Consider the following 12551-nt stretch of genomic DNA (forward strand, 5'->3'; position numbering starts at 1 on the left):
TGGCGAAACAACGGGATTTGAGATCCGTCAAACGGCTGATTTTGTTTCAGGTAATGGCTTGACATTTTCTGGCAAATGTGAGTTGCCGATCGCCAGCACGGGCTCATCGTCCCTGTGTTCGTTATCGATCGGCAGTTGGCAAGAAATCAATTCTGTGACGATCCGATCGCCCAAAACATCTTCCCAATCCTGCAACTGTTCCCTGGCTTTGATCGGCTCGTTGACAGCTACATCTACGCCCATTTGTTGGAGGTTGAGGCTGTGGGCTGTCGATCGACGATTGACAAACTCCACCAGCCAAACGCTCAATCCGACTGCGGCCATCAAAGGCAACACAATCCGGTAATCGCGGGTTAATTCAAACATCAATAGAATGGCTGTCAGCGGTGCTCTAGCGCTACCTGCGAGGACGGCGGCCATACCCACCATTGCGTAGGCGGCAGGGCCTGCGACTCGATCGCTCAATGCCGGGATCATTTCCAAAAAGATGCCGTAAGCCGAACCCAAGGAAGCTCCCAAAAACATCGCCGGAGCGAAGATACCACCCACTAAACCGCTACCAAGGCTGATAGCTGTCACCGCCAGTTTGACGAATAGCAGCAACAGCAGCAAAGACAAGGAAAATTTGACATCTTGGAGCATTGCTTGGACTGTTTCGTAGCCCACACCCAAAACTTGAGGCAATTGCAGGGCGACTAAACCGACGATCGCACCGCCGATGACGGGATGAAGCGGCCGGGGCAGTCGTCCGAGCCAAGTAAATCCTCGGGTTTTTCCTTGAAAACAGCGATCGGCCAATTGAATTGCTTCTGTATAAGCTAGGGAAACTCCGCTCGCCAAAAGTCCCAATCCTATGTACAGCGGCAGTTCTAGCGGGCTGCGGACATCATAGACAGGCAAAGCAAAGGCAGGCTGAGCGCCCAAACAAATTTGAGCGATCAGGGCCGAAACTACGGCGGAGAGCAAGACAACGCTGACTGACGAAGTGGCAAAAGTGCTGCCGAGCACGACTTCTAAGGCAAAAAAGACTCCGGCGATGGGAGAGTTAAACCCCGCGGATAAACCTGCTGCTGCTCCCGCGCCGAGGAGCAAGCGCTGCCGTTCTGGGGAAAGCTGCAAGATTTGAGCTAGCAGCATTCCGAAGTTGGCGCCGATTTCCACGCTGGGGGCTTCCGGGCCGAGGGAGGCGCCGGTGCCCAGGGATACTGAGGCGGCTACCATTTTGGTGATGGGTTTGAGCGGGGAGAGTTCTTGCAGCCCCCGCGTCGCGGCAATTAAGGATGACATATTCGGGCCAAAATCGCGAAACCGCCACCGCATCAGCCCGATGATGACTCCGCCGAGGGTGGGAATGCACGCTAGAGTCCAAGATCCCGAAGAGGCGATCGCCCCCATAAAGTCTTCCAGCATCAGGCTGTGGATCAAGTGGATCAGGTAGTGAAATGTGACGACGCCTGCGCCAGTAACTCCCCCGATCACTAGGGAGAGGACGAGCAGGAGGGTTTCTGGGTTCGGATGCAGGCGGCTGAACAGCGGGCTGAGGCGGGAGGAATGGGGAGTTTCTGCGGTTGGGCCGGGCGGCAGCAGCTCCACAGGATGGGTGGCTTTCATTTAGCGGTTCATTCTTCTGTGAGAAGTTAGATAAATATTACATTTTATTTCTTATTTTCATTTTGAGTGATTTCAGAGGAATTGACAAGTTAATTAAGGCGTATTTTATGGCAGATTTTTGGGGCTGGCGGCTGGGATGGAATGACCGCTTCTGAGGGTGAGTGAATTTTAGCTGATAATTGTATGCTCAGTTACATTGAAACTTAGATAAACTGAGTGATAATCCTAACTAACTATATCTATAGTCTTATAGTTTCGGGCGAAAGTTTGTAGTGAGGACTTCAGCCCTCGGGGAATAGGACTAAAGTCCTCACTACAAACCTAATTTGAGATTTGAGATTAAACAAAAAATCTCAAATCGAAAGTTTGTAGTGAGGACTTCAGTCCTCAGGGAATAGGACTAAAGTCCTCACTACAAACCTGTTTGATGGTGGCTGTTCGATCGCAACTATAGCAATTGCCACAACGGTGAGGACATAAATAACCTCATGAATAGAACCGATATCCGTCAAGGATAAATGGTTTAATTGCCGTACTGTGCAACTTTCAACTATCAACTCTATAGGGCCCGCACTCTTGGCAGGGCCCCTACAACTGTCAACTGTCAACTGTCAACTGTCAACTGCTATCATATCGGTTGTTGCGCGGCCGGGATTCTGGGTTTGGGTTTGGCGATCGACATTAGCGGATCGCCGATGGTGGCGACTTTCCAGGGCGGGGATTCTAGCTGGCGGGCTGCGATCAAAAAGGGTGCCCCTCGTTTTAGGCGATCGACCATTATTTTAGGTGGAATAAATGCAGATAACAAAGGTTCGTTGACGCTGCCGACATAGGCGTAAGCACCATTTTGCAACCACCGGCCAGCAACGGTATTTGCATCATCTGGATCTGCTGCTGACCAACTGTGAATCATGTGGATTGCTGCGGGAAATTTCAGTTTTGGTATATCCTCAACCACGGCGTCACCGTTACCGACTTGGAATGATTTGGGATAGCCTTTGGAATTAATTAATATTAAGTCAAATGTCCACGGTTTGGATGCTACTAAACTCCGCCACAATTGAAGGGTAGACTCGGGTTTTTGCACTAATTCGACATTCAAACCTATGCTTTTTAGTCCGCTAGCTGCTGACTCCATTTCATATTTTCCCCAATTTCCTTCTTTTGGGTAACTGTCATACAGCATAGCTGTTTCGCTGTCGAGAAATATGGCGCACATGGCTTGATAGATCGATCGCACTTCCGATCCGTAAATCCAGCCAGCCGCGGCCCAACGTTCGCCATTGGGATGCCGTCCCAAACCGTCGGTAACAGCTAATTGTTCATCTTGCTTTTGCGGAGATTGATATTTTACTGCTAGTTGGCGTACAATCGCGATCGAGTCGATCGCATCTCCGAGTTGAGAGTAAAAATATCCGGTAGATTCGACAGCTTTAGTAACTGCTGTTTGCAGAGTTTTCCACTGTGCAGTATTAAGGTTATCATTGGGTTTTCCGAAGTTGCCTTCGAGAAATACTAAAGGTTGGCCGCGGGCCGCTGCTAAGGCAACTGCGGCTAAACGTGCTGAGTCATTTTCTGATGTGATTACTACTCCTGGCGGTTCCCAGCCGAGTTCCGTCCATTTTGCTTTTAAGGTTTCACGATCCGTGGCATTCCAGGCTGCTGCCGTTGCCTTCAGCATTAATTGTTGGAGTTTTTGACCTTTTGGCATCTCCTGTTTGATGCTTGGTAAACGGAGGATTTCGGCGGGTTGGAAGCGCTGCAAAAACATCGGCGCATATTTCTTATCTTCCATCAGAATTGGCCAGCGTCCCTTGAGATTCCACTTTTGGATTGCGGCTAAGAATGTGGCTTCGTCGGGGACTAAAACTATGCGGTTGACTGTTGGGATGTTCTCGCGGATCAGGCCGACTCGCAGGCCTATTTGCACTGGCCAGGGTTCTTGTTTGGCTGAGGCGGGGAGTTGAAAAGGTTTTTTGAGAAGGCGATCGCACCCGATGCCGATTGTTGCTAGGATGGAAATAAGGGCGATCGCTAGCAATTGAAGTTTTAACTGTTTTTTCATGAGGGAAGGGAAGAGCAGTAAAAAACTCTATCGCCAACACTATAATTTATAAGTATATTTTTATACTAATACCGGATTTTCGAGGCATGACACAAAGAAAGATTGTAAGTGCGATCGGGATGGCGACTGTTTGGGCGATCGGCTTAGCAACTACAGGTTTAATAATTTTCGCAGCCAATGGTTCGTCAGTCAAGCATCAAATCCGACAATTGCTTGTAGCGAGGGAATGCCGGGGGTGCAATCTTTCCGGGGCCAATTTGAGTGCAGTTTTTCTCGAAGGCGTCAATTTAGAAAAAGCCAACCTAAAAGATGCCAATTTGTGGAGTTCCCATTTAGTAAATGCTAACTTGAAACAAGCAAATTTGGCTGGTGTTTACCTGATAAGCAGCAATTTGGTAGGGGCTAATCTGGAAGCAACCAATCTGGAAAGTGCTTGGTTGGAGGATGCTTATTTGGGAGGTGGTAAGTTAAAAAATGCTAATTTTAAAGGTGCTTTTATGAAAGGTATTTTTCTAGTTAATGCTGACTTGGAAGGAGCGAATTTGGAGGGGGCAAATCTGTGGATGGCGAATCTGGAAGGTGCTAATTTGCAGGGTGCTAATTTGAGAAATGCTTTGCTGTTGGAGACAAATTTGACCGGGGCGAATTTAAAGGGCGCGGTGATGCCTGACGGCACGCCGCACGAATGAAAGTCTGTTGTAGGGTGCCTCGCCACCAACCGTTCCAAAGAGCGATCGACCATCTATGAGCGACGCACCAGAGTGGTAAAGTTGTAGGGTGCGTCGCCGCCAACCATTCCCAAGAGCGATCGACCATCTATGAGCGACGCACCAGAAAGTCGATCGATTGAGAGGCGATAATTGACACTTGTCAGTTACCAATTACAATCTAATATTGCATTCTTTACCTTTACTTCCCTTTTTTGATAAAGGCATCACGGACGGAATAGCATATCTTCTGGTTTGTACTTGAGTTTGAGTTTGTCTCCACTTACTTCTATAGCTGTAGAGAACTTAATGTATCTGCGATCGGGGATTGTGAATAGGCGATCGCTACCTCCTGCTAGAGATTTAACAAATTCTTGAACAGTTTGATTTTTATTAGATGGGCGGCGGTAGAAAGTTTCCAGCCGCCGCCACAGTTTAGGAAAAATTGGCGGTAATTCGGCAAGATTCACGGGCGGTTTGATGGTAACTCCTTTGTTAGAAACATCGTTTGACCAAATTCCTTTATCTGCTTTTCTAGCAGCCTTCACAGCTTCAGTCATGACATCCCGCAGTTCTTGATAGAGGGTTTCATAGAACATGGGATAAACCCATCCTTCTGCAAGGAGTTGGTAATTGATACTTTGCTGGAGTAAATCGGACTCCAAGAAAATAGGCGTACCATCTGCTTCAGGAGAATCGCCCGCAAACGCAAAACAAACAGGCCTGCCATTTTTGTCAGCCTGGCCGGACAAGATATATCCCGGCAATCCGTTTTTATTGCCACCCAATAGTTCAATATTGCGGGCGGTAGCATCCGATGAAAAAGGTTTTTTTGCTGCTTTTTCCAGGGCGTCAACTGCTTCATATCGAAGTTGGACTTCTCCTCCTGGTTTAATATCCACTCGTCCTTCGAGTTGGTCAAATAGGGTATCATCATCTGCGAGAAATCTTACAGAGTCACCATCTGGGAAACCGCTGGTAGGATTGAAGACACCTTTAATAGTGATAAATGACACGATTCAAACCTCCCGATCGCTACTTGTATTGCAGGGACTTTACTATGATACACCAGAGGCAGCTTCGATTAATGCACGTTCGATCGCGATCGCTCCGAAATTCGGGTTAAATATTTATTCGTTCGATCGGCGATCGAAATCGCTTTGTAATCCGCCTTAACTCAAAGAATACACCACCCCGATCGCCCTGCCGGTGAGAAAAAGTGACCAGCTTTTGTTAAGGTTTGTAAATGCGTAAATTGTTGAATTAGGGGAAAGGGCGATCGCACTTGCAACCTTGAATACAGATCCGATCGATTTGGAATGCGAATAAACTTAATCGAGCTGATGTCGGAAATAGACTTGAACTCAAAATCAGATATCTCGGCTGTTCGCTCCAACGCAGTGTTCGATCGCTTGTTAGGCGATGCTTCTTGTTTAGGGTAGCTTGTGAAAGTTAAAGGACATTTGAAAAAAAACGGATTCCTGGAGCAAACATATACTCGCCCCCCCTTGCCACTACCCACCCACCTGGATTTGGCAGGTCAAATTTGTTAGTGCCATTTACCAAAGGAATTTTAGTATTACGTGCAGCACTGAGGATCGGATCTACGCCTCCATTAGCATGGGGCTTATTTGCCTCATTTACCCAGTCATTCATTAAAAACTCGAACTGGTTAACAATTGATGTTTGGAACGCCACGAACAAAAGACCTCTCTCATCTTGAGGTTTATCTCCTATTTCTTGACCAAAGGTAATACCGCGTCGAAGGAGTAACTTCTGAAAAGTTCGCTCCTTTATACCAAGATCTCTTACATCATCATCCCTCGGATTTACCTTGCGAATGTGTGCTGCGAAAGGACAGATTAGTCCACTTGGATCGGGTAGGTTGAGCGGATATGGATCGTTCGGTAGCGATACAGTTGTTGCTTCAGTAAAGGTGAAATAGTTCTCACCTAATTCTTGTTCTCCACGGTCAACATTGGGATCGCGCATTATCGGCCATCCAGATGCCCATCGACCGACAAGCAACGCACCAAGTCGCTCTGGAGAAAGGTCTGGATCGAAACCATTTTGACGTAGAGTTTCAGATGCTTCAGCAAGGAATGTATGAAACCCCTGCACGTTCTGAGATAATCTCCGATAGACTAAGAACGAGCCATTTACTGCCCAAGCAGGTCCAGGAGGATCAGAATTTGGACGACTCGATTCTGGTTTATCTTTAAGCTGTCTCAAGTAGCCAAACAAAAAATGACCTGGCCATACTAGAGGACGACCAGGTGCAGCAAATCTACTACGGTAGATATCGAATGCTGAATCTTCTGGCCATGTTCGTGGTTCGATAAAATCATCTGGTGCAATGGATTTGCGCCCTCTAATTGCTGGATGCGAAATGCCATCCTTGAAACCGAAGTGTTCATGCCCAGCCAGTGCACCAGGTCGAACTCGACCTCGATCGACATGAATTCGCTGTAGTCCCTGCTGTTGTGCTGAAGTGATGAGTTCCTCTTCAGCTCTCACCGCCCAATCAAGATTATCAGTTGCGATAATAAGAAGTACATCTGGACGACGAGAACCAGCCCCAAACATCCAAGTTTCTGGTGCTCCTGGTTTACCACTGCCCCGAGGCGGGTCGCCAATGGAGGCTGCTCTCTCTTCAAGTCCTAGTTTAAAAGCTTTATCGTCGAAATCCTCAATATCTGGTACGCCGAGTTTCGCAAGTCCTTGTGCTGAAATTGCACAGTTGAGAAACAAGAAGTCAAGATTGTCGGGTTCGTACCCTAACTTCAAGCGCATCGCCTTCCACATACTGTGAGCAGCAAGAACCTCTCTGGCAGTCCACAGTCGTGGAGCGAGTGACTTGAGCCACAGTCGTGCTGGCTCTGGATCGACAATTTGAAGGAACAAGAAGTGTTGGCTATCCTTCTTGAAGCCTGGCAGGACATTGCCTTGGATGTCATCAAGATCTAAGACTGGCTCTTCCAACATTACATCTCTCCTCGTGTTCTATTTGTGGTCATGCGGCTAGACATACTACTAAGCGCAGTTACTACACTTGAAGGAGTTACAGCCACAGGAGTTGGTAATGGAAATGGGCGTATACCAGTGCAACCGATCGCTCGGGGCAACGGAATTGGTTGGGGGTCACTTACCAAAACTCCGACACGCACATTGATACGAGCTGCAATCTGGGCACCAAATTCGATTTGCTCGCCACCAATCTTGATATCTGAAACTGTGTAGCCCTTGCTCTCAGGTACTGAGTACACAGCACGAACTATATAGGATTTATTTGGATCGGCATCCTGTGAACCTCGTAACACTTTCCAGAATGCATCGGCTGGAGTTGCATCAGGAGTTTCCCAACCGCTCCAATCAACATCACTCATATACAATCCAACTGGATTCTCAATGGTAATGAAGCGGTTTTCCCCCGAAAACTGATTGATGGCATCTCCAATACTCGGATCGCTCTGACGTGCTTCATCACCGTACCGGGCACATTTAATCAGTCCTTGTGCATCTGTAATGGGATTACCAAGACCATTAATTCGCAAAATACAAGACCGCGACACAATGTTCACCTGGGCACCAAGCGTGTTGTTCGGTTGCTGCATATGTACAGCAAATTCGTTGTTGTAACGGTTGTACCAGTCGTATTTACCACGGCTGTCAACTAAATCATCAATCGAGATTGATTGAATTCCAGTAATCTCCCGATAGACATCTACTAATAGATCGCGTGATTCCTCTGAAGTATAGAACATGAAATTGTAATATTCTGGAGGCTCACTCGTGAAGATAACTTCTGTAATCTTGTTGTCGCTGTTACGTTTGACACCCCATTCGCAATATTCATCTTGAATTCGGGTAATAACGGATGAACCATCCTGGAGATTCAAACGTTGCCGTCGATCTAGATAGGTAAATTTCTCATTTGTGTTGTTGAATTGCTCATCAAAGCTTGTCGGGAGTGCTGACCAAATAACATTCTTCAGTTCCGAAGAGGACAGGATAGGCATTGATGCTGGATTATATACGCGTAAATCACTGTCGGAACGCCCCCATCCTTGCAATTCTTCTAGCGCATCACCATAGAGATTGCTTTCATACTGCTCATTGATAAAGGCACTCCATAAGTCTTTTAGTCCAGAAACACGCTCAAAATCAGTCAATTTTGCGGTTGGCTCAAATACCCACATTTTCAATGCTCCTTTAGATACCTTAAACAAGACAAATTACACTTTTTACTCTGCCTTAACTCAAAGAATAAACCAGCTCGATCGCCCTGTCGGTGAGAAAAAGTGACAACCTTTTGTAAACTTGCGTAAATTCCCCGATCGCCCTGCCGGTGAGAAAAAGTGACCATTGTAAAATTCTGTAAATGGGTAAATTGTTGAATTAGGGAAAGGGCGATCGCACTCTTCACCTTCATTTCCCGTTATTTGATGAGGAGATGAAGGAGTGACGAAGTGCGATCGGCTTACTATTCAAACACTTTTAAAACTTTAGACAACCCCTAAGATATCTTGTAGAACAGGATTTCCAGATCGCCCTAGATAGTTTTAACAGGTGGTGTCTACTTACAGCAGACCCCAGTCTACAAAAAGGTCGCGAGGATCGTAAAGACGCAAAAGTCTGACCAATTCTTTCAAATCCTCCATTGTGGTTGGGCAAACACATCCAGCACTACCTGGTGAATGTCTTTCGTTCCAATCAACATGAAAGCCGAAGGCATCGCGATCGTCAATCTGGGTGAAATGTTTAATTAGAGGAACAAAGACTGGGCCAATCCCATCATTTTGATGAAAGTGAGCAACATCGTAATTGTCCTTGCCACTCGCCCAATCAATATCCCCGATGACGTAGCGTCCTTGAGGAATTGGCTCTAAACTGCCTGCATCACTATCTTCAGGAAGATTAAAATTCTGTTGTGTGTCACTAATACCTGAAACAACAGAAAGCGAGTTAAGAATGTTTCCCTGAGAACTGATAAAGTCTAGTGACAACCACTCCAGCCCGTCGGAATTTACGTCATTGGTGCGAGTCAGACGGCAATAAATCCGTTCTAACATTGGTTCAGGCAAACGTTTGCGTGACTTAGCAAGTGCAGCAGCAAGTGTTGCTTTTGTTTTGGGACCGAAAATCCCGTCAAGCTTGAGATTATTCTCACCTTGGAACCGTGCAACAACTTCTTTAGTGACAGCAGTATAGCTATTCGGCTGACTGTCAAGTTTGAGAAAACCGCGTTCTGCTAATGCACAATTAAGGATGTAGCAATCTTCGCCGGCAAATCCTTCCTTTAGGGTACGGGTAATCTTCAGGGGAAGTTCTGGTGGCTGATAGGGTTTTTGCAGAGGGGTAACAGCATTATCGGACGGAGTAATTTCGATATCATCACCTGGCCATCCATCCCGTCGGAATAAGGCTTCTTCTTTATTGCGACGAATTACCAATCCTGGTAGCACTTTCCCAGCGCCATGAATCCAGCGATCGAATTCACGGGCGGCTCCCTCGTAGTCTTTCCCGTTGAGCTTACGCAGAAGTGTTGATTTTTTTAAGGCTCCCGATCCGAAATTAAACGTGAACGAAACGAGTGCATCAAACATACCTTGTTTGAGAGAAACTTTGCACAGGTCATTCACTGCTGCTGCCTTCTGTTCCACTTCCAAATTTAACCAGCGTGAAGCGTCAGCCTCAGTAATGACATCACCTTGTTTTACAGCCCTATTTTTATCAATGTGATGAATTGATCCATAACCAATTGTCCATACCCCGACTGGATCAATATAAGCTCCAATTCTTCCATCAGCCAGTTTGCGATGTAGACCTTCTGACTCTTTGATGAGGTTTAAGCAGTCTTGACTTGGTTGCATATTTATAATTATTTCTCCTTTTTATCTTTCCCAATCAAAACCCAAACCATATCGCCCTGCCGGTGAGAAAAAGTGACAACCTTTTGTAAACTTACGTAAATTTCCTTAAAGACTGCTAGCAGTCAATCGATTTTAGATGTTAAATTTTAGATAATGGAATTAGCCTCACCGCCCGTACCGGGGGCTTGTAACCCTATTGCTTTCGGTCAATTGTGTAAATTTGTTTAGATTTCCTGAAAAGCAACTCGCACTTATGAAACATCAGTAATTTACTGAATAGGTCAAAATGGCAAGCTATGAAAGGACAAGAGGCGATCGCCCTAATCGATAATCTGTTACAATCTCTTAACAAAAAGCAAAAACTCACTGACATTCAATCCCGCGTCTTTCTGGAAACTTGGGAAGGAGATTCTTATCAAGAAATAGCCGATCGCCACAAATACGAACACGACTATATCAAACAAGTCGGTTCGCATTTGTGGCGCAATCTCTCTCAAATTCTTGGCGAAAAAGTCTCAAAGCAAAATCTGCAAGCAGTCTTGCGCCACTACCAGGATTGCAGTGCGGGCATCCAAGATTGGGGAGAAGCGATCGATGTTTCCTATTTTTACAACCGCTTGCAGGAATTAGAAACATTAGAAACTTGGATTAGCAGCAATTCTACTCGTGCGATCGGTATTTTTGGACTTGGCGGCATTGGCAAAACTTCTCTGTCTGTCAAACTCGCCCAGCAAATTCAATCTCAATTTGAATTTGTTATCTGGCGGAGTTTGCAGCAAGCACCGACATTAGATGTTATCGTCAGCAATATTTTACCAATTTTAACTAATTCATCAGCAACAAATAATTCTATTCTCGCTCTCATGGAACAGTTGCGCCACAAACGCTGCTTGTTAATTTTCGACAATCTGGAATCGATTTTACAAGGGGGAAATCGCAGCGGACAATATCAACAAGGTTATGAAGATTACCGACAGTTATTTGCGCGCATTGCTGACGAAACTCACCAAAGTTGTCTGATTTTAACCGGACGAGAACAACCCGGCGGGTTTGCCGCGCGATCGGGCGAAAATTCACCCGTGCGATCGCTCAAACTCTTCGGACTTTCACCGCCTGTATGCCAGAAAATCCTCGCCGATAAAGGATTAAAAGCAACGCTATTGCAGTGTCAAGCTCTTGTCAACTACTTTGGCGGCAATCCCCTTGCTCTGAAACTTGCTGCAACGACTATTCAAACACTTTTTGGCGGTGACATTCACGTATTTTTACTGCAAGGAAATACTGTTTTTAGCGATTTGTGGGATTTGCTCGATCGCCAATTCGATCGCTTGTCTCCCCTGCAACAACAAATCATGTACTGGATCGCCATTAATCAAGAAGGAGCGACCCCTGCGAAGTTAAAATCGGAAATTTTGCCCCAAGTTTCGGGACGGCAACTGATGGAAGCGTTAGAGGCGCTGGCTGAACGATCGCTAATTTTCGATGAGCGATCGCTTAATTATACCGCATCCAGCAGTTTAATGCTACAACCTGCGATCGGCGAGTATGTTAGAGAACGATTCCTCGAACGAAACTGTCGATCGAGCAATATCGAACTTTTAATAAATGCCCGGAATTAGTTTTTTTACTCGCTGGCGGTATTCTGAATAGTCGGGATATTTATTGCTCAACCAGGTTTCTTCGCGGCTGGATTTGATGTCAAAAAATATGACTAAAATGGCAGTGGCAATTAAATGAGATAAACTGAATTGAAAGATTGTCCACGCGAAGGCTGCGAAGATGCCGCCGCTGTACAAGGGATGCCGCACTATTCCGTAAATGCCTGTTTGGACTAATTCTCCGTCTTCTCTGGGATATGGTAAAGGTGTGAGGTTTTTCCCCAAATCTATCAGTCCTTTGATGATGAAAGTTAATCCGATAGAGCTGAGAATACTTGCTAAAAACCAGGTAAGATAAAGTAATTGAGTTGATTGAATTTTGAATCCCGGCAGTTGATAAACAGGTAAGATGGCAAATCCTGCGAGCAAGGCTCCTTGAAGCAATACTAAATATTCGCCGCGGCTGTTGTTGCGCCAGCCTTCGCGCGTGAAACCCCAGTCAGTTAATAGTTGTTTCATAGGAAGAGGAAAGTTCGGCTAGGGATTGTGGAACTGACATTTTTGGGCGCATCTGGTAGATTGTTTGTAGTTGCGCGATCGCGTTTAAAGAGCGCTAAAGCGCAACTACGTACCTCGGATAAAGCGCTAAAGCGCAACTGCGTACCTCGGATAAAGCGCTAAAGCGCAACTACGTACC

General features: G+C 46.1%; 12 protein-coding genes. 4 read left to right on the forward strand and 8 right to left on the reverse strand.

What is annotated here, in order from left to right:
- Positions 1-27 precede the first annotated feature (27 nt).
- Entirely contained in the window at positions 28-1611 is a 1584-nt protein-coding gene (locus QZ918_RS06195; RefSeq protein ID WP_293332449.1) for a chloride channel protein, read from the reverse strand.
- A 628-nt stretch (positions 1612-2239) separates the two neighbouring features.
- The gene (locus QZ918_RS06200) at positions 2240-3676 is read right to left on the reverse strand and encodes a hypothetical protein (RefSeq protein WP_293332452.1); all 1437 of its coding nucleotides are present in this window, start codon (positions 3674-3676) and stop codon (positions 2240-2242) included.
- 86 nt (positions 3677-3762) lie between these two features.
- Between QZ918_RS06200 and QZ918_RS06205 the strand changes: the two genes are divergently transcribed.
- Complete coding sequence (locus QZ918_RS06205; RefSeq protein ID WP_293152873.1) at positions 3763-4365, forward strand: pentapeptide repeat-containing protein; 603 nt, start codon at positions 3763-3765, stop codon at positions 4363-4365.
- Here QZ918_RS06205 and QZ918_RS06210 read toward each other — a convergent pair.
- Together QZ918_RS06210 and QZ918_RS06215 are read right to left on the reverse strand one after the other, a co-directional pair.
- On the reverse strand, positions 4324-4557 hold the full coding sequence (locus tag QZ918_RS06210) for a hypothetical protein (protein ID WP_293332455.1): 234 nt from the start codon (positions 4555-4557) through the stop codon (positions 4324-4326). The genes QZ918_RS06205 and QZ918_RS06210 overlap by 42 nt on opposite strands.
- 53 nt (positions 4558-4610) lie before the next feature.
- Positions 4611-5399: a thermonuclease family protein gene (locus QZ918_RS06215; RefSeq protein ID WP_293152876.1), complete on the reverse strand. Its 789-nt coding sequence runs from the start codon at positions 5397-5399 to the stop codon at positions 4611-4613.
- Here QZ918_RS06215 and QZ918_RS06220 point away from each other — a divergent pair.
- Positions 5386-5559, forward strand: a complete 174-nt coding sequence (locus QZ918_RS06220) for a hypothetical protein (RefSeq protein ID WP_293332458.1) — start codon at positions 5386-5388, stop codon at positions 5557-5559. The genes QZ918_RS06215 and QZ918_RS06220 overlap by 14 nt on opposite strands.
- A gap of 143 nt (positions 5560-5702) precedes the next feature.
- The gene (locus tag QZ918_RS06225) at positions 5703-5825 is read left to right on the forward strand and encodes a hypothetical protein (protein ID WP_293152879.1); all 123 of its coding nucleotides are present in this window, start codon (positions 5703-5705) and stop codon (positions 5823-5825) included.
- A gap of 10 nt (positions 5826-5835) precedes the next feature.
- Here QZ918_RS06225 and QZ918_RS06230 read toward each other — a convergent pair whose 3' ends face one another.
- From QZ918_RS06230 to QZ918_RS06240, 3 genes are all read right to left on the reverse strand, one after another.
- A complete protein-coding gene (locus QZ918_RS06230; protein ID WP_293152882.1) occupies positions 5836-7368 on the reverse strand; it encodes a Dyp-type peroxidase in 1533 nt (510 codons plus the stop codon).
- The gene (locus QZ918_RS06235; protein ID WP_293152885.1) at positions 7368-8582 is read right to left on the reverse strand and encodes a DUF8225 domain-containing protein; all 1215 of its coding nucleotides are present in this window, start codon (positions 8580-8582) and stop codon (positions 7368-7370) included. The genes QZ918_RS06230 and QZ918_RS06235 overlap by 1 nt, the downstream gene beginning before the upstream one ends.
- A gap of 381 nt (positions 8583-8963) precedes the next feature.
- Complete coding sequence (locus QZ918_RS06240) at positions 8964-10256, reverse strand: glycoside hydrolase family protein (protein WP_293332461.1); 1293 nt, start codon at positions 10254-10256, stop codon at positions 8964-8966.
- 296 nt (positions 10257-10552) lie between these two features.
- On the opposite strand from QZ918_RS06240, the gene QZ918_RS06245 reads away from it, so the two are divergent.
- Positions 10553-11875 (forward strand): helix-turn-helix domain-containing protein, encoded by a 1323-nt coding sequence (locus QZ918_RS06245; protein ID WP_293332464.1) that lies wholly within the window; start codon positions 10553-10555, stop codon positions 11873-11875.
- On the opposite strand, the gene QZ918_RS06250 is transcribed toward QZ918_RS06245, so the two are convergent.
- Complete coding sequence (locus QZ918_RS06250; RefSeq protein ID WP_293332467.1) at positions 11855-12373, reverse strand: methyltransferase family protein; 519 nt, start codon at positions 12371-12373, stop codon at positions 11855-11857. The two genes, QZ918_RS06245 and QZ918_RS06250, sit on opposite strands and share 21 nt — an antisense overlap.
- Positions 12374-12551: the final 178 nt, after the last annotated feature.

Origin of the sequence: Microcoleus sp. CAWBG58 (genome assembly GCF_020883045.1) — a bacterium.
Taxonomy (GTDB): Bacteria; Cyanobacteriota; Cyanobacteriia; order Cyanobacteriales; family Microcoleaceae; genus Microcoleus.

Excerpts from the sequence above, each read along its gene's own strand:
- QZ918_RS06195 (WP_293332449.1), bottom strand. The coding sequence starts at position 1,611 with ATGAAAGCCACCCATCCTGTGGAGCTGCTGCCGCCCGGCCCAACCGCA.
- QZ918_RS06200 (WP_293332452.1), bottom strand. The coding sequence starts at position 3,676 with ATGAAAAAACAGTTAAAACTTCAATTGCTAGCGATCGCCCTTATTTCC.
- QZ918_RS06205 (WP_293152873.1), top strand. The coding sequence starts at position 3,763 with ATGACACAAAGAAAGATTGTAAGTGCGATCGGGATGGCGACTGTTTGG.
- QZ918_RS06225 (WP_293152879.1), top strand. The coding sequence starts at position 5,703 with ATGCGAATAAACTTAATCGAGCTGATGTCGGAAATAGACTTGAACTCA.
- QZ918_RS06230 (WP_293152882.1), bottom strand. The coding sequence starts at position 7,368 with ATGTTGGAAGAGCCAGTCTTAGATCTTGATGACATCCAAGGCAATGTC.
- QZ918_RS06235 (WP_293152885.1), bottom strand. The coding sequence starts at position 8,582 with ATGTGGGTATTTGAGCCAACCGCAAAATTGACTGATTTTGAGCGTGTT.
- QZ918_RS06240 (WP_293332461.1), bottom strand. The coding sequence starts at position 10,256 with ATGCAACCAAGTCAAGACTGCTTAAACCTCATCAAAGAGTCAGAAGGT.
- QZ918_RS06245 (WP_293332464.1), top strand. The coding sequence starts at position 10,553 with ATGAAAGGACAAGAGGCGATCGCCCTAATCGATAATCTGTTACAATCT.
- QZ918_RS06250 (WP_293332467.1), bottom strand. The coding sequence starts at position 12,373 with ATGAAACAACTATTAACTGACTGGGGTTTCACGCGCGAAGGCTGGCGC.